The organism is Rhizobium sp. TH2, assembly GCF_024707525.1.
Classification (GTDB): domain Bacteria; phylum Pseudomonadota; class Alphaproteobacteria; order Rhizobiales; family Rhizobiaceae; genus Rhizobium_E.
The window spans coordinates 4,503,488-4,524,097 of record NZ_CP062231.1 but is presented as its reverse complement, the minus strand read 5'-3'; the positions used below and the strand labels follow the sequence as shown (position 1 = coordinate 4,524,097).

Below are 20,610 nucleotides of genomic sequence, written 5' to 3'. Positions count from 1 at the left end.
CACCCCCCTCTGATGATCATGATTGTCGCTCTGTTTGCCACCGCCACGCTCGCCCATGCACAATCCTCGCTGGGGCTCGGCAACACCGAACCCGGCGCGCAGCCTTCGGCGTTCGTGATGGCCTATATGCCGTGGCTTCAGCACGTGCTGACCTTCATCAACGCACGGCAGCAGGAATTCTACCGGGCGCTAACTGCCTCACTGAAGGCCATGCGTACCGATGTCTGGCAGCTCTGGTGGCTGGTTGGCGTCTCGTTCCTGTATGGCGTTTTCCACGCAGCCGGCCCCGGCCACGGCAAGGCGGTGATCTCCTCCTATATGATCGCCAACGAAACCGAACTGAAGCGCGGCGTGCTGATCTCGTTCATGTCGGCCTTCCTGCAGGGCGCGACCGCGGTCCTCGTCACCGGCGCCGGCTTCCTCATTCTGCGCGGCACGACGTTCACCATGACCGATGCCGCCAAATGGCTGGAAGTGCTGTCTTTCGCCGCGATCATGGCGTTCGGCCTCTATCTTCTCTATCGCAAGACGCGGGGCATGCTGCGCCGTCCGGTGCTGAATTTCGCCGGGCCGGAACTGGCGTTGGCCGGCGGCAGTCATCACGATCACCATGACCATCATCATTCCCATCACGACCATCTGCATCATCACGCGCACGATCATGGCCACGCGCAGCATTTCCATGCGCATTCCGGGGAGGTCTGCGAGGTCTGCGGCCACAGCCATGCGCCAACACCCGATCTCGTGGCTGGCGAAAAATTCTCGCTTATGGATGCCTGGAGCGCCATCGTCGCGGTCGGCCTGCGTCCCTGCACGGGTGCAATCTTCGTGCTGACCTTCTCCTTCCTCAACGGACTTTATCTCGGCGGTCTGCTTTCGGTGCTCACAATGTCGCTGGGCACCGCGATCACGGTGTCGGCCCTTGCGACGCTCTCGGTCACGGCCAAGGACTTCGCGCTGAAATTCCTCGACTCGGGTTCGGGCCGCGTACGTCTCGCGAATGCTATCGAAATCCTCGGCGCCATCTGCGTCACTCTGTTCGGTTTCACCTTCCTGATGGCGTCGCTGCAGGCCTGAACTTTATTTCGGAGGTATGCTGTAATCGGCGGTACGGCTGCGTACATAGGGGCGGCCAACTCAGGGAGATTTCCATGGCCGTTTCGCTTCATTCCGTCGCTACGCTTTCCATCCTGCCGCGCTTTGCCGGCCTCAAGTCCGCGCTCAGCCAGGCCGAAGCCTTCTGTACCGAACGCAAGGTCGATCCTTCGGTCTTCCTCAATGCCCGCCTGTTTCCGGATATGGCGAGCCTGACGGGCCAGGTCCAGCTTTCCTCGGACCATGCCAAGGGCGCCTTCTATCGTACGGCCGGGCTGGAAAACCCCTCGCTCGCCGATACCGAAAAGACCTTCGCCGAGCTTCATGCGCGCATCGACAAGACGATCGAACTCATCAACGCCGTCTCCGCCGACAAGATGGAAGGCCGCGAGAATGCCGATGTCGAGATCAAGTTCCGCACCGGCGCGCGGCACTTCACCGGTGAGGGCTATCTGATCGGTTATGCCTTGCCGAATTTCTATTTCCACGTCACCACGGCCTATGCCATCCTGCGCCACAACGGCCTGCCTCTGGGCAAGTCGCTCTATATGGGCGCAAGCGCCTAAGGTTGCCCTTTACCGCCAACGTCATCCTCGGGCTTGTCCCGAGGATCTGGTGTCGGTCCCGTAACCCACTGACGAAGCATTCTTATTGGGCGTGACCAGATCCTCGGGACAAGCCCGAGGATGACGATCGGTTGCGACTGACGCGGTGAATCATTCACGTCGCCAAATTTCTGATTTACGTACCTCAATTTCTCCTGTAAGAGTGCCGCCCGGAGGAACCGATGCGGCCGACAGTCCATGACATTGCCGAAGCGGCGGGCGTCAGCCTTGCCACCGTCGACCGGGTTCTGAACCGGCGGCCGGGCGTTAGCGCACGGACGCGGAGCCGCGTCGAGGAGGCGATCGGGCGCATCGGCTTCGTGCGCGACATGGCCGCCGCCAATCTCGCCAAGGGCCGCACCTATCCTCTCGCCTTCGTGCTGCCGGTCGGCGACAATTCCTTCATGGCTGGCGTCAAATCCGAGGTCGAGCAGGCGATTGCACGTTCTGGCCAGGAGCGCACCCGGATCGATATCGTCGAGGTGCCGCGCTTCGATGGGGTGGCTCTGGCCAATGCGCTCGATGCCATGGCAAGCGATCCGCCCGCCGGTATCGCTGTCGTGGCGGTTGATTCCCCCGTCGTCCATGATGCGCTTCATCGTCTCAAGGAACTCGGCGTGGCGATTGTCACGCTCGTGTCGGACTTGCCGGCCTCCGATCGCGACCATTTCTCCGGCATCGACAATATCGCCGCCGGCCGCACCGCAGGCAGCCTGATGGGCCGGTTCCTGGCTGGCAAAGCGGGCAAGGTGGCGGTTGTCGCGGGCTCGATGCTGGTCGGCGACCATCGCGACCGTCTGGAAGGCTTCCGCAAGCGGCTTTCCGAACTCAATGCTAATCTCGAAATCCTGCCCGTCATGGAAGGCCAGGACGATCCGGATGCTGTTTACGGGCTGGTGTCCGATCTTCTCCATCGCGAGAAACAACTCGCCGGCATCTACAGTCTCGGCGCGGGCAATCGCGGCCTCATCCGGGCACTGAAGGAACTCGGCCCTACCGCAGCCAAGCCGCAGGTGATCGCTCACGAACTCACGCCGCACACGCGCGCGGCGCTGCAATCCGATTTGATCGAGGCAGTGCTCAACCAGGATGCCGGCCACGAGGTGCGTAGCGCAATCCGAGTCCTCAAGGCCAAGGCCGATGGCCTCACGGTCATCGAGGCGCAGGAGCGCATCCGCATCGACATATTCCTGAAAGACAATCTGCCGTGAACGGCGAGGGAGGTTAACATGTATCTGGGGCTCGATCTCGGTACGTCAGGCGTCAAGGCCATGCTGATGGATGGCGATCAGAAGATCATCGGTTCAGGCCATGGTTCGCTCGATGTGTCACGGCCGCATTCCGGCTGGTCCGAACAGGCGCCGGCCGACTGGATTCGCGCGACAGAAGAAGCGATTGCAGAGCTGAAGAAGTCGCATCCGAAAGAGCTTGCAGCCGTGAAAGGCATCGGGCTTTCAGGCCAGATGCATGGCGCGACGCTGCTCGATGGCGCCGACAGTGTCCTGCGCCCCTGCATCCTGTGGAACGACACCCGTAGCTTCAGGGAAGCCGCCGCGCTCGATGCCGATCCGCGCTTCCGCGCGCTCACCGGCAATATCGTGTTTCCGGGCTTCACCGCGCCGAAGCTAGCCTGGGTGAAGAACAACGAGCCGGAGATTTTCGCCAAGGTCCGCAAGGTGCTGCTGCCGAAGGATTATCTTCGGCTCTGGCTATCCGGCGAGCATATTTCGGAAATGTCGGATTCCGCCGGCACCAGCTGGCTCGATACGGGCAAGCGCAAATGGTCTTCCGAACTTCTGGCCGCCACGGGTCTGGATGAAAGCCAGATGCCGCGCTTGGTCGAAGGCACCGACAAGGCCGGCACGCTACGCGGCGAACTGGCCTCCAAATGGGGCATGGGTTCGGATGTCGTGATCGCCGGCGGCGCCGGCGACAATGCTGCCTCGGCCTGCGGCATGGGCACCGTGGGCGAGGGCCATGCCTTCGTCTCGCTCGGCACATCGGGCGTGCTGTTTGCCGCTAACGCAAAATATCTGCCGAAGCCCGAAAGCGCCGTTCACGCCTTCTGCCACGCACTGCCCAATACATGGCACCAGATGGGCGTGATCCTCTCGGCCACCGATGCGCTGAACTGGTATTCCGGCATTGCGGGCAAGTCCGCAGCCGAACTCACCTCGGAACTCGGCGACGAACTCAAGGCGCCGACATCGGTCACCTTCCTGCCCTATCTCTCGGGCGAACGCACGCCGCATAATGACGCGAAAATCCGCGGCGTGTTCACCGGCCTCGGCCATGAATCCTCGCGTGTGGTGTTGACGCAAGCGGTGTTGGAAGGCGTGACCTTCGCCATCCGCGACAATCTCGAGGCCTTGAAAAGCGCCGGCACCAGCATTTCCCGCGTCACCGCCATCGGCGGCGGCTCGCGGTCGAAATACTGGCTGAAGTCGATCGCCACATCGCTCGGCGTGCCGGTCGAAATCCCGCAGGACGGCGATTTCGGTGCTGCCTTCGGCGCGGCACGCCTCGGCCTGATCGCCGCGACGGGCGCGGACCCCGTGCAGGTCTGCACGCCGCCTGCAACTGATGAAACCATCGAACCGGCATCGGCGCTCACCTCGGCCTACGAGGAGGCCTATATCAGCTACCGCAAGACCTATCCCGCCATTTCGGCACTTGATCAAACAGCATAATTCTAGGAAGGAGACTCCCAATGTCCACCGGCTTTTTCGGCAATATCGAGAAGATCAAATACGACCCCAATTCGACGAGCCCGCTCGCATTCCGTCACTACGACAAGGACGAAGTGGTGATGGGCAAGCGCATGGAGGATCACCTTCGTTTCGCGGTTGCCTATTGGCACACTTTCGTCTGGCCGGGCACCGACCCGTTCGGCGGCAACACGTTCGAGCGCCCGTGGTTCGAGGACTCGATAAGGGCCGCCAAGCTCAAGGCCGACGTCGCTTTCGAATTCTTCTCGCTGCTCGGCACGCCCTATTACTGCTTCCATGACGCCGATGTACGCCCGGAAGGCAGGAACTTCGCTGAGAACACCAAAAACCTCAACGAGATCGTCGACTACTTCGCCGAGAAGCAGGCGGCCACCGGCGTCAAGCTGCTCTGGGGCACGGCCAACATGTTCTCCAACCGTCGCTACATGTCGGGCGCCGCGACCAATCCGGATCCGGAAGTCTTCGCCTTCGCCGCGGCGACAGTGAAGACCTGCATCGACGCGACCCAGAAGCTCGGCGGCGAGAACTACGTGCTTTGGGGTGGCCGCGAAGGCTATGAGACGTTGCTCAACACCGACCTCGGACGCGAGATGGACCAGGCCGGTCGCTTCCTCAACATGGTGGTCGAATACAAGCACAAGATCGGCTTCAAGGGCACGATCCTGATCGAGCCGAAGCCGCAGGAGCCCTCCAAGCATCAGTACGACTACGACGTCGCCACCGTCTATGGCTTCCTCAAGAAGTACGGTCTCGAAAACGAAGTGAAGCTCAATATCGAGCAGGGCCACGCGATCCTCGCCGGCCATACGTTCGAGCATGAACTGGCGCTCGCCAATGCCCACGGCATCCTCGGTTCGATCGACATGAACCGCAACGACTATCAATCGGGCTGGGATACCGACCAGTTCCCCAACAATGTACCTGAAATGGCGCTCGCCTATTATCACGTGCTTGACGGCGGCGGCTTCACCACCGGCGGCACCAATTTCGACTCCAAGCTGCGCCGCCAGTCGATCGAGCCAGACGACCTGCTGATCGGCCATATCGGTGGTATCGATTGCTGCGCCCGTGGCCTCAAGGCCGCCGCGAAGATGATCGAGGACAAGGCGCTGTCCGGCCCGCTCGCCGAGCGCTATGCCGGCTGGGACAAGCCAGAGGGCAAGGCTTTGCTGGACAAGTCGGCGTCGCTCGAAAGCATCACGGCGATGGTCGAGGCAAAGGATATCAATCCGAAGCCGGTTTCGGGCCGCCAGGAACTGCTGGAAAACATCGTCAATCGCTACGTTTGATGATCCGCCGGCGGCGCCGCGAGGCGCCGCCGTATTCAATTCCTACCGTTTCATCCATTGCCGCGACGGCGCGGAGACGGAATTCCGAACGACGAGATCCGGCATCAGCAGGATCTCCGATTCCGGCGGTTCGCCATCGCCGAGCAGGTCGAGCAGCAGCGCCATGGCATGCTTGCCGATCGCGGTGCGCGGCTGGCGGATGGTTGTCAGCGACGGTTGCATGAACATGGCCTGCGGCACGTCGTCGAACCCGGTCACCGAGAAATCACGTGGAATGTCATAGCCGCGGGCGAAAAGGCCCAGCATCACGCCGATCGCCGTCTGGTCGTTGACGCACATGAAGGCGGTCGGCAGCGTGTCGCGGACGAAAAGCTGTTCGACCGCGAGCCGGCCGCTTTCGATCGTGCCATCGCCTTCCAGCACGATGCGCAGGTCTGGCGAAATGCCCGCCGCATCGAGGCCCGCCTCATATCCCATCCGCCGCCGGCCATAGGCGAGGCGCGTGCGGGAATCGCCGATGAAGGCGATCTTGGTGTGGCCCTCGGCGATCAGCAGGTCCACGGCCTTGCGGGCGCCCAGGATGTCATCGACGCCGACATAGGGAATGCCGCCGTTGAAGACGGGCTCGAAGACGCCGACGCTCGGCGGCAGGCGCGCGGTCATCGACTGATGGCCGAAAGGCAGGATGCCGGTGAACAGGATCAATCCGGCTGCCTGGTTGGAATTCAGGAATTTCAGATATTCGAGGCCGCGCTGCGCGTCATTTTGCGTATGGCCGATCAGGATACCGTAGCCATGCGAGCGGGCCTCGTTTTCCAGGCCTACAAGGATATTGGAGAAATTCGGGTCGCCGATATCGGGCGCCACGACGAGAATCATGTTCGACCGGCCGAGGCGCAGGCTGCGCGCCATGGCGTTGGTCGTATAGCCGGTGATCGCGATCGCCTGGTTGACCTTGAGCCGCGTCGAAGTGGCCACTTTCTCCGGATTGTGGATTGCCCGCGAGACCGTTGCGATCGACACCTCTGCGATGCGAGCGACGTCTTCAATCGTTGCGGGTGCGGAATTCGACAATGAGTTCTGCCTTGGGATTCGGCCAGGGGCTGGTCTTCGCCGCGACACTACACAGACTTGTTCCGAGGTCAAAGCTCGGTGCCAAAAAATCCGTGATAACTCCAAATGTAAACCTTTACATGATTGATGTAAAGGTTTACATGATCAGCCCAAGCGGTCAATGAACCGCAGGGAGGAAGACGATGGAAGCGGGGCAATCCGGCAACAGCGACACTGTGTTGTCCGCGAAGCGGATCAGCAAATCCTTCAGTGGCGTGCAGGTTCTTTTCAGCGTCAATTTCGACCTCAAGAAGGGCGAAGTCCATGCGTTGATGGGCGAGAACGGCGCCGGCAAATCCACCCTCGTCAAGATCCTTTCAGGTTTCGAGCAGCCGAGTTCCGGCGAGATCCTTCTCGACGGCAAGCCGATCAAGCTGCCAGCCAATGGCGCCGCCGAGGCGCTCGGCATCGTCATCATCCACCAGGAATTCAACCTCGCCGAACACCTGACCGTCACCGAGAGCCTTTTTCTCGGCCGCGAGATCACCCGCTTCGGCGTGCTTGATCGCAAGCGCATGCAGGCCGAGACGAGGGCGGTACTCGACCAGCTCGGTTCGCGTGTCGATGAGAATGCGCTGATCAGCTCGCTCGCCGTCGCCGACAAACAGATGGTTGAGATCGCCAAGGCGATAAGCCGCGATGCGCGCGTCGTGTTCATGGACGAGCCGACGGCGGTATTGTCGCGTGATGAGACGCGCATCCTGTTCGACCAAGTGCGCAAGCTGCGCGACAAGGGCACCAGTTTCGTTTTCGTCTCCCACAAGATCGACGAGGTCATGGAACTGACCGACCGCGTCACCGTGCTGCGAGACGGCCAGTGGGTGAAGACCTCGCCGACCGCCATTCTCGATGGTGAGGCGATCGCCCAGCTGATGGTCGGACGCGAATTGTCCAGCCTCTACCCCGCCAAGCATGAGCCTGATGTCGACGAGAAGGTCGTGCTTTCGGTGCACCATGTCTCGACCGGCTTCGTCAAGGATGCCAGCTTCGAAGTGCGCCGGGGCGAGATCATCGGCTTCTCGGGCCTGATCGGGTCCGGCCGTACGGAGCTCATGGAAGCTGTCGTCGGCCTGCGCCCGCGCGCGTCTGGAGAAGTCCGAGTCCACAATGAAGTGCTTGTTGCCGATGACCTTCATGCCGCCAATCGCGCCGGTCTCGGTTACATGACCAAGGATCGCAAGGCCAAGGGCCTGCTCTTGAATTCCGGCCTCATCGCCAATCTGACACTGCAATCACTCGGCCAGCATTCCCGCCATGGCTATCTCGATCCGTCGAGCGAGATAGCCGCTATGGCGCGCGCCAAGCGCCGCTTCGATATAAGGGTGCGCGATGCCGGCGTCGTGGCCGGCCGTATGTCCGGCGGCAACCAGCAGAAGCTGCTCCTCGCCAAGGTCATGGAAACCGAGCCGCAGATCATCATCATCGACGAGCCGACGCGCGGCATCGATGTCGGCACCAAGCAGCAGATCTATCATTTCATCTCGGCCTTAGCGCGCGAGGGGCGATCGATCATCGTCGTCTCGTCCGAGATGCCCGAGGTGATCGGGCTCTGCACTCGGATCGCCGTCATGCGCGAGGGCCGCATCGTCGGCGTGCTCGAAGGCGACGAGATTTCCGAACAGGAGATCATGCGCTACGCGGCGGGCCTGAAGAAAAAGCAGGCTGCCTGACGCGGCAGTCGAGGAAAATACCGGGGAGCCCTGATCGGGCAACGGGACGGAGGTTGTTTTGGCTATGAGTGCAAACGAAGAAAGCAAGGCATTGGAGAGACCGCGCCGGTCCTGGCGTGATGTCGATCTCAGGGCGATCGCGCCCTTTGCCGCGCTGATATTGCTGCTCATCCTGGGCGCGATCGTCAATCCGAATTTCATCGGCATCACCAACCTCGCCAATGTCGCGACCCGCAGCGCCTTTATCGCCATCATCGCAGTGGGCGCCACTTTCGTGATTTCGTCGGGTGACCTCGATCTGTCGGTCGGTTCGATGGTGGCCTTCGTCGCCAGCCTGATGATCCTGTTCATGAATTCGGGCGTTATTGCCGATCCGATGCTGATGCTGCTGACATCAGGCTTGCTGACGGTGCTGATCGGCGGCGCCTGCGGCCTCGCCAATGGCCTGATCACCACGCTCGGGAAGATCGAGCCCTTCATCGCCACGCTCGGCACGATGGGCATCTATCGCGGCCTGACCACATGGTTGTCGCAGGGCGGTGCCATCACGCTGCGCGAGCCGGAATTGCAGGCGCTTTACCGCCCGGCATATTTCGGCTCGATCCTTGGCGTGCCGGTCCCGATCGTCATCATCATCGCGGTCACCGCGGTTGCGGCCTTCGTCCTCTATCGCACCCGCTATGGCCGCCATGTCGTGGCGGTGGGCTCCAACCGCGATGTCGCACGCTATTCCGGCATCCATGTCGATCGCGTTCGTACCATTGCTTTCGTCATCCAGGGCCTCTGCGTCGCCATCGCCGTGCTGCTTTACGTGCCGCGTCTCGGCTCGACCTCGGCGACGACGGGCATCCTGTGGGAATTGCAGGCAATCACCGCTGTCGTGGTCGGCGGCACGGCGCTCAAGGGTGGCGCCGGCCGTGTCTGGGGCACGATCTGCGGCGCCTTCATTCTCGAACTGGTGGGCAATATCATGCTGCTCTCCAACTTCATCAGCGAATATCTGATCGGTACCATCCAGGGCTCGATCATCATCATTGCGATGCTCGTCCAGCGCACGCTGACACGAAAATCGTAAGTAAAAGGCCGGGTTACCGGGCCGCCCGGCTTGTCGAAGCCAAGGGTCCGGAATGCACCAGGGAGTGAGAAATGTTGAAGAAGATCATAGGGGTGGCTTTCATCGCCGCCGCTCTGGCCAGCACTGCTGTGGCCCAGGAAAAGAAGACCATCGGCGTGTCGATCCCGGCAGCCGACCATGGCTGGACGGCAGGCGTCGTCTACCATGCCGAACGCGTCGCCGAGCAGATCCGCAAGGAATATCCGAACGCCAACGTCATCGTGAAGACGTCGCCGGATCCGGCAAGCCAGGCCAACGCGATCCAGGATCTTGCGGTCCAGGGCCTCGATGCGCTCGTGATCCTGCCGACCGATCCGGATCCGCTCGTCAACGCGATCAAGGAAGTCAAGGCGGCCGGCACGTTCGTGACGATCGTCGACCGCGCACCATCCGTCATGGACAATTCCGTGCGTGACCTCTACGTCGCCGGCAACAACCCGGCTCTCGGCCAGACCGCCGGTGAATATATCAAGGCCACCACGCCCGACGCACAGGTCGTCGTGATCCGCGGTATGCCGATCCCGATCGACCAGCAGCGCCAGGACGGCTTCGACAAAGGCATCGAAGGCTCCAACGTCAAGGTTCTCGACCGCCAGTTCGGCAACTGGAACCGCGACGATGCCTTCAAGGTGATGCAGGACTACCTGACCAAATATCCCAAGATCGACGTGGTCTGGTGCCAGGATGACGACATGGCTGTCGGCGTGCTGCAGGCGATCGAACAGGCCGGCCGTACCGACATCCAGTATGTCGTCGCAGGCGCAGGCTCCAAGGACATGGTCAAGCGCGTCATGGACGGCGACAAGATGATCCCGGTCGACGTTCTCTATCCGCCGGCAATGGTCGGCACCGCGATGGAACTGACCGCCGCCGCGATCTTCAACCAGGTTCCGGTTCACGGTACCTACACGCTGGATGCGACCCTGATCACCAAGGAAAACGCGAAGAACTATTACTTCCCCGATTCGCCGTTCTGATCGGATAGTCTGAAAGTGAAGCGATCTGCCCGGTTCGCCGGGCAGATTTTATGTTTGGCCCCGCTTGGCCGGTTGTATGGCCAGGGGATTTTTGATTAAAACGTTTTCGGCAACGTTGCAGAAGCATCTAGGGAGGAAGCTAATGAAGACGATCAAGGGCCCAGCCCTGTTTTTGGCGCAGTTCGCGGGCGACGCTGCGCCGTTCAATTCCTGGAAATCCATCACCAAATGGGCGGCCGATATCGGCTACAAGGGCGTGCAGGTTCCCTCCTGGGACGGCAGGCTGATCGACCTCAAGAAGGCTGCAGCCTCCAAGGACTATTGCGACGAATTCGCCGGTGTCGCGCGCGAAAACGGCATCGAGATCACCGAGCTTTCCACCCATCTTCAGGGCCAGCTCGTGGCCGTGCACCCCGCCTATGACGAACCCTTCGATGGCTTCGCGGCGCCTGAAGTGCGCGGCAATCCAAAAGCGCGCGAGGCTTGGGCCGTCGATCAGGTGAAGCTGGCGCTGACTGCCTCCAAGCATCTCGGCCTCAATGCGATGGCGACCTTCTCCGGTGCTCTGGCATGGCCGTACATTTATCCCTGGCCACAGCGCCCCGCCGGTCTTGTCGAAGCCGCCTTTGACGAACTCGCCAAGCGCTGGAAGCCGATCCTCGATCATGCCGATGCCAATGGCATCGACGTTTGCTACGAGATCCATCCGGGCGAAGACCTGCATGACGGCATCACCTATGAGATGTTCCTCGAGCGCACCGGCAACCATACCCGCGCCAACATGCTCTACGATCCCTCGCACTATGTGCTGCAGTGCCTGGATTACCTCGACAACATCGACATCTACAAAGACCGGATCAAGATGTTCCACGTCAAGGATGCCGAGTTCAACCCGACCGGCCGGCAGGGCGTCTATGGCGGCTACCAGAGCTGGGTCAACCGCGCCGGCCGCTTCCGTTCGCTCGGCGATGGCCAGGTCGATTTCGGCGCAGTGTTCTCGAAGATGACCGCCAACGATTTCGACGGCTGGGCCGTGGTCGAATGGGAATGCGCGCTCAAGCATCCCGAGGATGGCGCCCGCGAAGGCGCGGAATTCGTCAAGCATCACATTATCCGCGTCACCGAGAAGGCGTTCGACGATTTCGCCGCTGGCGGCACGGACGACGCGGCAAACCGCCGCTTGCTCGGAATCTGAGAGAGGATCGAACCAATGGCAATTGAAGGTACAACGGCTTCGTTCGAGCCCCGCATCAAGCTCGGCATGGTGGGCGGTGGCTCGGGGGCGTTCATCGGCGCTGTGCATCGCATCGCGGCTCGCATCGACGATCATTACGAACTCGTCGCCGGCGCGCTGTCGTCGACGCCGGAGAAATCGCGCCAGTCGGGCACTGAGCTCGGCCTGCATCCCTCGCGCATCTATGATGACTTCAAGTCGATGGCGATCCGCGAAGCCAAGCTCAAGGACGGCATCGAGGCAGTGTCGATCGTCACGCCGAACCACATGCACTATCCGGCCGCCAAGGAATTCCTCCGCCGCGGCATCCATGTGATCTGCGACAAGCCGCTGACATCCAACCTCGCCGATGCCAAGAAGCTCTTGAAGATTGCCGAGGAATCCGACGCACTCTTCGTGCTGACGCATAACTACACCGGCTATCCGATGGTCCGGCAGGCACGCGCCATGGTCGCATCTGGCGAACTCGGCGAAATCCGGCTGGTGCAGATGGAATATCCGCAGGATTGGCTCGCCGAGCCGATTGAGCAGACCGGCCAGAAACAAGCCGAGTGGCGGACGGATCCGGCCAGGACGGGCGTTGGCGGCTCGACCGGCGATATCGGCACCCATGCCTATAATCTCGGTTGCTTCATGTCGGGTCTCGACCTCGAGGAACTCGCAGCCGACGTGCATACCTTCGTCAAGGGCCGGCGGGTCGATGACAACGCGCATGTGATGATGCGCTTTGCCGGCGGCGCCAGGGGTCTTCTCTGGTGCAGCCAGGTGGCGACCGGTCACGAGAATGGCCTCAAGGTCCGCGTTTATGGCACTAAGGGTGGTCTTGAATGGGTGCAGGCCGATCCGAACTACCTGTGGTTCACGCCCCTCGGCAAGCAGCGCCAGCTGATCACCCGCAACGGCGCCGGCGCCGGTCCGGAAGCGGGCCGCGTCAGCCGTGTTCCCTCCGGGCACCCGGAAGGCTATCTCGAGGGCTTTGCGACCATCTACAGCGAAGCCGCCAAGGCCATCATCGCCAAGCGCAAGGGCAGACCCGTCGATAAGGATGTGCTCTACCCGACCGTGCAGGATGGCGTGAAGGGCGTCGCCTTCGTCGAAGCCTGCATCGCGTCCTCCAAGCGCAACGGGGCTTGGGTCAAGGTCTGATATGGAGCGTCACCGCCGCATCCTGGCGGGCTCATCGAGTGACGGCTTCGCCCCACCCTCGGCGTCTTCCTCGGGCTTGACCCGAGGATCTGGTGCCGTCGCCAATCGCTCGACGATGATGTTCACGTCGCAAGACAGTTGACGTCACCAGATGCTCGGCACAAGCCCGAGCATGACGGCGGAGCGTGTGAGCGCCGCCGCCAAGTTCCCATCGGTCGGGACCTCATCACTTTAAACTGTAACGTTACAGGTTTAAAAATTCAGGTCTGTACATCGGGTTTTACGTTGGTTAAACCCGCAGCCGAGTTCAGGCGCGCTCGCGCCATTCCAATGCCAGAAGCCCGGGATATTTCATTATGGATCCGAAGAAACTCGCCGCCCGTTTTCCGGGCGATTTCGTGTTCGGCGTTGCCACCGCCGCCTTCCAGATCGAGGGCGCGACAAAGGCCGATGGCCGCAAGCCGTCGATCTGGGATGCCTTTTCCAACATGCCTGGTCGCGTCCACAATCGCGACAATGGCGATGTCGCCTGCGATCACTACAACAGGCTTGATGAAGACCTCGACCTGATCAAGGAGATGGGCGTCGAGGCCTATCGCTTCTCGATCGCCTGGCCGCGTATCTATCCCGACGGTACCGGTCCGCTGAATGAGACGGGCCTCGATTTCTACGATCGCCTCGTTGATGGCTGCAAGCAGCGCGGCATCAAGACCTTCGCCACGCTTTACCACTGGGACCTGCCGTTGGCGCTGATGGGCGATGGTGGCTGGACCGCGCGTTCGACGGCGCAGGCATTCCAGCGCTATGCCCAGACGGTGATACGCCGTCTGGGCGACCGGTTGGATGCGGTGGCGACCTTCAACGAGCCCTGGTGCTCGGTCATCCTTTCGCATCTCTACGGCATCCACGCGCCGGGCGAGCGCAACATGCAGGCGATGCTGCATGCCGCCCACTACACCAACCTCGCCCACGGCCTTGGCATCGAGGCGATCCGCGCCGAGGCGCCAAAGCTGCCGGCCGGTATCGTCTATAATGCGATGTCGGTGATCCCGGCCACCGACAGCGCCGAGGACAAGGCGGCCGCCGTGCGTGCCGAGGATTTCCACAACGGCCTGTTCTTCGGTCCGGTCTTCAAGGGCCAATATCCCGAAGCAGTGCTCGGCGCCTTCGAGCCGATCATGCCTGACATCGAGGACGGCGACCTCAAGATCATCTCGCAGAAGATCGACTGGTGGGGCCTGAACTATTACACACCGATGCGTGTAGCGCATGATCCGAGCCCCGAAGCCGTGTTTCCGGCAACCGTCCAGGCGCCGTTCGTGCATCCAGAGAAGACCGACATCGGCTGGGAGATCGATTCCTCCGGCCTCAGCCATGTCGTCCGCGATCTCTACGGCAAGTACGACCTGCCGGATTGCTACATCACCGAGAATGGTGCCGCCTACAATATGGGCGTCGGCGCCGATGGCGAGGTCGATGACCAGCCGCGCCTCGATTACTATGCCGACCATCTTTCGGTGACAGCCGACCTCATCAAGGAGGGCTTTCCGATGCGGGGCTATTTCGCCTGGTCGCTGATGGACAATTTCGAATGGGCGGAGGGCTACAGGATGCGCTTCGGCCTCGTCCATGTCGATTACGAAACCCAGGTCCGCACGATGAAAAAAAGCGGCAAGTGGTACAGTAAGCTGGCGCAGGAATTCCCCAAGGGCAATCATGCCAGCAGCGATCGCGCGGAAGCCGCCGAGTGAGATGAAGCTCCTCGGGATTTCAGGAAGCCTGCGCCGGGTTTCGACCAATTCGGCGCTGCTCCGGGCGCTGGCTGATAATGCCCCGGATGACGTCACCATTGAGATCAGCGAGTTGATCGGCGAACTGCCGATCTTCAATTCCGATCGCGAGGGCGATCTCACCCCTTGCGCCGTCGAGGCGTTCGGCCGCCAAATCCACGAGGCGGATGGATTGATCTTCGCCTGTCCGGAATATGCCCATGGCATTCCGGGCGGCCTGAAGAACGCGCTCGACTGGATGGTCTCGCGCGATGAAATCCCCAACAAGCCGGCCATGCTGGTTCGCGCCTCGACCCGCAGCGATCATGCTCTCAGCGCACTGCAGGAAGTGCTGCGCACAATGTCGCTCAGGCTTATGCCGGAGGTCGGTTTCGCGGTTCATTTATTGGGGAAGGCGGCGGAAAGGATGGAGGAAATCCTTTCCGCCGCAGAGGCCCGTGACGGCATGCGGCAAGCGCTTGCGCGCTTCGACCGCTTCATCAGGGCCGAACGCTCGGCGTAACCATCCGCTTCGCGATGACGTTGCCCACCGGCAGGACCAGGAATTCCGTCGGCTTGTTAATGCGATCACCATTCATCAGGCGGATCAGGTCATCGACGCCTTCCACTGGCTGGCCATCGATCGAAAGCACCAGGTCGCCTTCCCGCAGGCCCGCGCGCTCGGCCGGTCCGTCCGGCTCCAGCCGCCGTATGCGCACGGACGTCGGGGCGATGACGCCCGCCCGCACGGCGATATGCCTCGGCAGCGCCACGGTGTCCGCCGCAACGCCGATATAGGCGCGTCGGACATGGCCGAACCGCAGGATCTCGGAGATCACGTAGTTGGCGGTATTCGAGGCCACCGCAAAGGCGATGCCCTGTGCGCCCCGGATCACGGCGGTGTTGACGCCGATCACCTCGCCGGCCGATGAGATCAGCGGCCCGCCGGAATTGCCGGGGTTCAGCGCCGCATCCGTCTGAATTACGTCATCGATCAACCGGCCGTTCTGGGCGCGCATCGAGCGGCCGAGCGCGGAGATCACGCCGGCGGTCACGGTCCACTCGAAGCCGAGCGGATTGCCGATGGCGATGGCGATCTGGCCGCGTTTCAGGTTCTTCGAATTGCCGAGCGGTGCGGCGACGCCAAGGCTGGTATCGGTGCGGATCAGCGCGATATCGGTATCCAGATCGCGGCCGAGCACGCGGGCTTCGCTGGCGACGCCATCCTGCATCCGCACGCGGACGCTCTTGGCATCGGCCACGACATGATTGTTGGTGACGATCAACCCATCCGGCGAGATGACGAAGCCCGAGCCCTGTCCGCCGCGACCATTGGCGCCCACGGTGATCTGGGCCACCGAAGGGCCGATCAGTTCGACGGCGCGGGAAATGGTTTGCGAATAGGTGTCGAGCAGTTCGCCGTCGGGCGCGGCGTGGAATTCCCGGTCAATTTGGCCCATCGAGATGTCCTCGGCGACAACGGGCCAGCATCAGGCGGCGGACATCATCCACCGGCCCCATTCCGGCGCGTCCGCGTTTGAATGAAACTTGATGAGACTGAAATATGGATGCGATGCGGCTGTTTCAAGCTGCGCCCGAATGGGAGCTCAAAGCACCGAGACGACGGCCTTTGCCAGCTCTTCCAGCCGGTCTTCCTTGAGACCAGCCACATTGAAGCGGCTGTCGCCAACCATGTAGATTCCATACTCGTCGCGCAGCCGATCGACCTGTGCTTCGGTGAGGCCCAGCCGCGAGAACATGCCGCGATGATCGGCGATGAAATCGAAGCGGTCCGAATTGGATTGCCGGCGTAACGCATCGGCAAAGCCCTTGCGCAGATTCAGCATCCTCAGCCGCATGTCCTCGAGTTCCGCCTTCCAGTTGGCGTGCAGTGCGTCATCTTCAAGAATAATACGCACGGCGGCGGCGGCATGGTCCGGAGGCATGGAATAGAGCACGCGGGTGACCGTCAGCGCCTGGCTGCCGGCAATCTTGACGCTCTCGGCATCCTTGCCGAGCAGGATCACGGCGCCAACGCGGTCGCGATAGACGGAGAAGTTCTTCGAGCAAGAGGTGGCGATCGCCATTTCCGGCACTTTCGTCGCGAGCAGTCGCACGGGCGCGCAATCCTCTTCAAGCCCATCGCCAAAACCCTGATAGGCGAGGTCGATGAAGGGGAAGAGGTTCCGCTCGACCAGCAGCGCGGCGACCTTTTCCCACTGTGCCAGCCTCAGATTGGCGCCGGTCGGGTTGTGGCAGCAACCGTGGAGCAGGATCACATCACCCGGCTTGGCGGCCTTCAGGCCTTCCAGCATGGCATCGAATTTCACGGCCCCTGACGCCGCGTCGAAATAGGGATAGGTCGCGGTCGGCAGGTTCGCGGCCTTCAGGATTGGCGCATGGTTCGCCCAGGTCGGATCGGACAGCCACACGGTGGCATCCGGCTTGGCCCGCTTGAGCAGGTCGGCGATGGTGCGGAGCGCACCCGAACCGCCCGCCGTCTGGCAGGCGAACATGCGGCTGAGATCGGCATTGTCGCCGAACACCATTTTCAGTATGCCCTTGTTGAAGCCTTCATCGCCGCCCATGCCGACATAGGTCTTGGTCGACTGGCTGTCATAGAGCCGCTTCTCGGCCTCGCGCACCGCCTTCATGATCACCGTCGCGCCCGACGCATCCTTGTAGACGCCAACGCCGAGATCCATTTTCTCCGGCCTGGGATCGGCCTTGTAGAGAACCGAGAGGTTCAGGATCTTGTCTGGTGGTGCGGCAGTCAGCGTTTCGAACATCGGTTTCCCCTTATGTGAATTCAAGTGCCCATATGCCGCTGGCCGCGCTCGCGGGCGAGACGCGCCTGTTTTTCGCGTTCGCGGAAGCGCATGCGGTCGTCCTCGGAGCGGACCTCGTAGCAAGCCGGGCAGGAAACGCCGGCCTCGTATTGCGGCGATGACATAGCTTCGGACGTCAACGGATTTCGGCAGGCGCGGCAGAGCTTGTGGTCGCCTTCCCGGAGATCGTGGACGACGGAGACGCGTTCATCAAAGACGAAGCAGGCGCCCTCCCAAAGGCTCTCTTCTTCCGGCACGTCCTCGAGATATTTCAGGATGCCGCCCTTGAGGTGATAGACCTCGTCAAAGCCTTCCTGCTTCATGAAGGCCGTCGCCTTCTCGCAGCGTATGCCGCCGGTGCAGAACATCGCGATCTTCGGCTTGGATTTCAATTCGCCATGCTCGCGCACCCATTCGGGAAAGTCGCGGAATGTCTTGATGTTTGGGTCGAGCGCGCCCTTGAAGGTGCCGATCGCGGTCTCGTAGTCGTTGCGGGTATCGATCACAATCGTATCGGGGTCGCTGATCAGCGCGTTCCAGTTCTTCGGCGTCACATAGGTACCAACCACGCGCAAGGGGTCGATCGTCTCGACGCCCATGGTGACGATCTCTTTCTTGAGCTTCACCTTCATGCGCAGGAAGGGCCGCTTCGTGGCGCGGCTTTCCTTGTGTTCGAGAGTGGTGAATGCGGGCAATGAGCGCAGATAGGTGAGCACCGCATGAACGCCGGCATCCGGCCCGGCGATCGTGCCATTGATACCCTCGTGCGCCAGCAGCAAGGTTCCGCGCACGTCGTTGGCCTCGCACAACGCCTGCAAAGGGTCGCGAAGGCTCTCGTGATCCGCAACCCGAACGAAATGATAGAGCGCCGCCACCAGGTATGGGCCGGTCGTTTCGGGTGCTGAAAGGGTCGTCTCGTCGCTCATGGCGGCGGGAATAACGCCTTTGGCCAAAAAGCGCAACGGGACTGCCCGTCGCAGATACTTAGCAACACATCGCCGCGAGGGCGGTGCCACGATCGGCCTCCGTCTACGGAAAGTAATTGTCGGCGTGATAGGTCCATCTGGCGATAGCTCGTGATAATGTCATACTATCCATAATATTTTTAGTTTCTGGAAGACAGCATGACTTCATTTCACGGCAAGATGCTCCCTCCCATCTCAGACGATAAGATGTTTGAGAAATTCGTCGCAACCTTATGGGAGAGGCGAAACCCGGAAAGTTCAGTGGTCTTTATGGGGAGGCCCGGCCAGGCCCAATACGGGCTGGATGTTATAGTGACAACACGCTCAGGGACGGTCATCGGTATCCAATGCAAAGCAACCCATAGGCTGAGCGAAAAGACAGTCATTGATGAAGCATCGAAGGCTGCTCAGCATAAGCCATCAATCGATAAGTTCATCCTGGCAACCACCGCGCCGCATGATGCGGCGATAGTTACGGTTGCCCAACGGCTATCGGAAGAAAACAGCGACAAGAATCTTTTTTCAATAGCGGTCTTCGGATGGGGAGAAATATTGCGCTTTGCTGAGCCTTACCCAGAGATCGTCCGCCAATTTTTTCCTGAGTTTACATCTTCTGACCAAGCGGGTGCGAATTACATTTCCCTGAAACTTGACCAAGATCTAACGATTCCGATGAGCGACATCGAACTTGCCTTGTTCTGCTCGGAAACAGCCTCAAGCTTGAAGAAAAGCCCTAACACAAGGGTGATTGTCTCATATCCGGTCGAACAAAGCCTTTTGCAGGACATCGGCAAGATCAATGACCTGGAAATACCTTCGATTGAAGAACGTACACAGAGGTCTTATCTGGAGGCGATGTTATCGAGGATAGCGCCACGGCTACGTCGCCTCGAGATAGCAATACCGCTTTTGTTGATAAATGAAACTATTCGCTCGCCTTGGCTTATCGGCGCGGATTGGCAGGGAACAGCGGCCGTTTTGCGTCGGCTGTGCATAAGCGTGTTGCGGCCGGCGTTCACCCGGCCACAGGATGCGTTGACTCTAAAAATGCGTTCACCCACCAATTCAAGCATTCTTGCCTACCTGGATATAGAGGAGGACGACAAAGCTGCATTCCTTACAAGTAACCCCACGTTTTCGCCGAGTTTCTTTCTCGGCTTCGTTCCGGATCTTGGGCACGAGATTGGAATGAAGTACGCTCTCCCATCTGGAATTGAAGCCCTTCTCCGATACTCAGCAAATTTTGACGTCGCACTCGACGAATTGCGCAAAGCCGGTGAGTTTTCAATCTACGGATGGAGAGTTGAACCGGCCTGACGGTAGCCTCGCCGCGGCAATCACGGCTGCTCTGTCAAATATTGTCAGGATTCTGCAAATCCGCGACGCCCTCGGCAATCCGCCAGGCTTTCAGCAGTTCCGCCTTGCGGCGCGGATAGCGTTTGCCCTGGCCTTCCATGCGTTGGATGCGATCGGTGCGGAAGTTGCGGAAGTCGTTGCGCATCTCGCACCAGGCGGCGATCACCCGCACCCGGTCGTAATAACCGAGTGCGAAGGGCCAGATGCGGCGCTGGGTCTCGGCGCCCGCTGCATCGACATAGCCGATATCGACCATATGTTCGTTGCGGATCGCCTTGCGGACCAGCGACAGGTCCACGGCATCCTTGACCTCATTATAGGCCGGCGGGATCAGCAGGTTGGAGCTTTCGAGCTTGGGCTTGAGGTCGTCGGGCAGAACAGCGGCGATCTTGGCGAGGACATTCGCCGCGGCACGCGACAATTCGCTGTCCGTGCGGTTCGCCACCCAGCGCGATCCCAGCACCAGGGCTTCGATTTCATCCTCTGAAAACATCAGTGGCGGCAAGAGAAACCCCGGCTTCAAAATGTAGCCCATTCCGGGCTCACCTTCGATATCGGCTCCCTGCGCCTGCAATGTCGCGACATCGCGATAGAGCGTGCGCAAGCTCACTCCAGTCTCCTCGGCGAGCCGCTGGCCGCTGACCGGCCGGCGATGGCGCCTGAGCGTCTGGATGAGTTCGAGTAACCGTTCGGAGCGTGACATATGTTGCAACCTGTTTC

Annotated in this window: 18 protein-coding genes; 13 read left to right on the top strand and 5 right to left on the bottom strand. The window is 61.0% G+C overall.

The window, feature by feature from the left end; all coding sequences use genetic code 11:
- Positions 1 to 12 precede the first annotated feature (12 nt).
- From IHQ71_RS22205 to xylA, 5 genes are all read left to right on the top strand, one after another.
- Positions 13 to 1,077, top strand: a complete 1,065-nt coding sequence (locus IHQ71_RS22205; protein ID WP_374989900.1) for a nickel/cobalt transporter — start codon at positions 13 to 15, stop codon at positions 1,075 to 1,077.
- 74 nt (positions 1,078 to 1,151) lie between these two features.
- Positions 1,152 to 1,661 (top strand): DUF1993 family protein, encoded by a 510-nt coding sequence (locus IHQ71_RS22200; protein ID WP_258158595.1) that lies wholly within the window; start codon positions 1,152 to 1,154, stop codon positions 1,659 to 1,661.
- Positions 1,662 to 1,882: 221 nt separating this feature from the next.
- Positions 1,883 to 2,911, top strand: coding sequence for a LacI family DNA-binding transcriptional regulator (locus IHQ71_RS22195; protein WP_258158594.1), 1,029 nt, complete (start codon positions 1,883 to 1,885; stop codon positions 2,909 to 2,911).
- Positions 2,912 to 2,929: 18 nt separating this feature from the next.
- The gene (gene xylB, locus IHQ71_RS22190; protein ID WP_258158593.1) at positions 2,930 to 4,390 is read left to right on the top strand and encodes a xylulokinase; all 1,461 of its coding nucleotides are present in this window, start codon (positions 2,930 to 2,932) and stop codon (positions 4,388 to 4,390) included.
- Between the two features lie 20 nt (positions 4,391 to 4,410).
- Positions 4,411 to 5,718 carry a xylose isomerase gene (xylA, locus tag IHQ71_RS22185; protein ID WP_258158592.1) on the top strand — a complete coding sequence of 436 codons (1,308 nt, stop codon included), beginning with the start codon at positions 4,411 to 4,413 and terminating at the stop codon, positions 5,716 to 5,718.
- A gap of 42 nt (positions 5,719 to 5,760) precedes the next feature.
- Here xylA and IHQ71_RS22180 read toward each other — a convergent pair whose 3' ends face one another.
- Positions 5,761 to 6,792, bottom strand: a complete 1,032-nt coding sequence (locus IHQ71_RS22180; protein WP_258158591.1) for a LacI family DNA-binding transcriptional regulator — start codon at positions 6,790 to 6,792, stop codon at positions 5,761 to 5,763.
- Between the two features lie 182 nt (positions 6,793 to 6,974).
- Between IHQ71_RS22180 and IHQ71_RS22175 the strand changes: the two genes are divergently transcribed.
- The 7 genes from IHQ71_RS22175 (at position 6,975) to IHQ71_RS22145 (ending at position 15,264) form a co-directional block, all read left to right on the top strand.
- On the top strand, positions 6,975 to 8,501 hold the full coding sequence (locus IHQ71_RS22175; RefSeq protein WP_258158590.1) for a sugar ABC transporter ATP-binding protein: 1,527 nt from the start codon (positions 6,975 to 6,977) through the stop codon (positions 8,499 to 8,501).
- A 64-nt stretch (positions 8,502 to 8,565) separates the two neighbouring features.
- Entirely contained in the window at positions 8,566 to 9,576 is a 1,011-nt protein-coding gene (locus IHQ71_RS22170; protein ID WP_258158589.1) for an ABC transporter permease, read from the top strand.
- Positions 9,577 to 9,647: 71 nt separating this feature from the next.
- Entirely contained in the window at positions 9,648 to 10,592 is a 945-nt protein-coding gene (locus tag IHQ71_RS22165) for a substrate-binding domain-containing protein (protein ID WP_258158588.1), read from the top strand.
- 142 nt (positions 10,593 to 10,734) lie between these two features.
- Positions 10,735 to 11,787: a sugar phosphate isomerase/epimerase gene (locus tag IHQ71_RS22160; protein ID WP_258158587.1), complete on the top strand. Its 1,053-nt coding sequence runs from the start codon at positions 10,735 to 10,737 to the stop codon at positions 11,785 to 11,787.
- Positions 11,788 to 11,802: 15 nt separating this feature from the next.
- Positions 11,803 to 12,972 (top strand): Gfo/Idh/MocA family protein, encoded by a 1,170-nt coding sequence (locus IHQ71_RS22155; protein WP_258158586.1) that lies wholly within the window; start codon positions 11,803 to 11,805, stop codon positions 12,970 to 12,972.
- A 353-nt stretch (positions 12,973 to 13,325) separates the two neighbouring features.
- Complete coding sequence (locus IHQ71_RS22150) at positions 13,326 to 14,723, top strand: GH1 family beta-glucosidase (RefSeq protein ID WP_258162912.1); 1,398 nt, start codon at positions 13,326 to 13,328, stop codon at positions 14,721 to 14,723.
- Positions 14,689 to 15,264, top strand: a complete 576-nt coding sequence (locus tag IHQ71_RS22145; RefSeq protein ID WP_308737870.1) for an NADPH-dependent FMN reductase — start codon at positions 14,689 to 14,691, stop codon at positions 15,262 to 15,264. Before IHQ71_RS22150 ends, IHQ71_RS22145 begins: the two co-directional genes overlap by 35 nt.
- Here IHQ71_RS22145 and IHQ71_RS22140 read toward each other — a convergent pair.
- The 3 genes from IHQ71_RS22140 to IHQ71_RS22130 form a co-directional block, all read right to left on the bottom strand.
- Positions 15,242 to 16,201 carry a S1C family serine protease gene (locus IHQ71_RS22140; RefSeq protein WP_258158585.1) on the bottom strand — a complete coding sequence of 320 codons (960 nt, stop codon included), beginning with the start codon at positions 16,199 to 16,201 and terminating at the stop codon, positions 15,242 to 15,244. The genes IHQ71_RS22145 and IHQ71_RS22140 overlap by 23 nt on opposite strands.
- 147 nt (positions 16,202 to 16,348) lie before the next feature.
- On the bottom strand, positions 16,349 to 17,530 hold the full coding sequence (locus IHQ71_RS22135) for an amino acid aminotransferase (protein WP_258158584.1): 1,182 nt from the start codon (positions 17,528 to 17,530) through the stop codon (positions 16,349 to 16,351).
- A 20-nt stretch (positions 17,531 to 17,550) separates the two neighbouring features.
- The gene (locus IHQ71_RS22130; protein ID WP_258158583.1) at positions 17,551 to 18,495 is read right to left on the bottom strand and encodes a rhodanese-related sulfurtransferase; all 945 of its coding nucleotides are present in this window, start codon (positions 18,493 to 18,495) and stop codon (positions 17,551 to 17,553) included.
- A gap of 198 nt (positions 18,496 to 18,693) precedes the next feature.
- Between IHQ71_RS22130 and IHQ71_RS22125 the strand changes: the two genes are divergently transcribed.
- Complete coding sequence (locus IHQ71_RS22125) at positions 18,694 to 19,851, top strand: restriction endonuclease (RefSeq protein ID WP_258158582.1); 1,158 nt, start codon at positions 18,694 to 18,696, stop codon at positions 19,849 to 19,851.
- Positions 19,852 to 19,885: 34 nt separating this feature from the next.
- Here the strand turns inward: IHQ71_RS22125 and IHQ71_RS22120 are convergent, their stop codons facing one another.
- On the bottom strand, positions 19,886 to 20,593 hold the full coding sequence (locus IHQ71_RS22120; RefSeq protein WP_258158581.1) for a YafY family protein: 708 nt from the start codon (positions 20,591 to 20,593) through the stop codon (positions 19,886 to 19,888).
- Between the last annotated feature and the right edge of the window lie 17 nt (positions 20,594 to 20,610).

Bases quoted from the DNA above. Each gene is read 5' to 3' on its own strand.
- IHQ71_RS22205 (WP_374989900.1), top strand. From the start codon at position 13: ATGATCATGATTGTCGCTCTGTTTGCCACCGCCACGCTCGCCCATGCA.
- IHQ71_RS22200 (WP_258158595.1), top strand. From the start codon at position 1,152: ATGGCCGTTTCGCTTCATTCCGTCGCTACGCTTTCCATCCTGCCGCGC.
- IHQ71_RS22195 (WP_258158594.1), top strand. From the start codon at position 1,883: ATGCGGCCGACAGTCCATGACATTGCCGAAGCGGCGGGCGTCAGCCTT.
- xylB (WP_258158593.1), top strand. From the start codon at position 2,930: ATGTATCTGGGGCTCGATCTCGGTACGTCAGGCGTCAAGGCCATGCTG.
- xylA (WP_258158592.1), top strand. From the start codon at position 4,411: ATGTCCACCGGCTTTTTCGGCAATATCGAGAAGATCAAATACGACCCC.
- IHQ71_RS22175 (WP_258158590.1), top strand. From the start codon at position 6,975: ATGGAAGCGGGGCAATCCGGCAACAGCGACACTGTGTTGTCCGCGAAG.
- IHQ71_RS22170 (WP_258158589.1), top strand. From the start codon at position 8,566: ATGAGTGCAAACGAAGAAAGCAAGGCATTGGAGAGACCGCGCCGGTCC.
- IHQ71_RS22165 (WP_258158588.1), top strand. From the start codon at position 9,648: ATGTTGAAGAAGATCATAGGGGTGGCTTTCATCGCCGCCGCTCTGGCC.
- IHQ71_RS22160 (WP_258158587.1), top strand. From the start codon at position 10,735: ATGAAGACGATCAAGGGCCCAGCCCTGTTTTTGGCGCAGTTCGCGGGC.
- IHQ71_RS22155 (WP_258158586.1), top strand. From the start codon at position 11,803: ATGGCAATTGAAGGTACAACGGCTTCGTTCGAGCCCCGCATCAAGCTC.
- IHQ71_RS22145 (WP_308737870.1), top strand. From the start codon at position 14,689: ATGCCAGCAGCGATCGCGCGGAAGCCGCCGAGTGAGATGAAGCTCCTC.
- IHQ71_RS22140 (WP_258158585.1), bottom strand. From the start codon at position 16,201: ATGGGCCAAATTGACCGGGAATTCCACGCCGCGCCCGACGGCGAACTG.
- IHQ71_RS22135 (WP_258158584.1), bottom strand. From the start codon at position 17,530: ATGTTCGAAACGCTGACTGCCGCACCACCAGACAAGATCCTGAACCTC.
- IHQ71_RS22130 (WP_258158583.1), bottom strand. From the start codon at position 18,495: ATGAGCGACGAGACGACCCTTTCAGCACCCGAAACGACCGGCCCATAC.
- IHQ71_RS22125 (WP_258158582.1), top strand. From the start codon at position 18,694: ATGACTTCATTTCACGGCAAGATGCTCCCTCCCATCTCAGACGATAAG.
- IHQ71_RS22120 (WP_258158581.1), bottom strand. From the start codon at position 20,593: ATGTCACGCTCCGAACGGTTACTCGAACTCATCCAGACGCTCAGGCGC.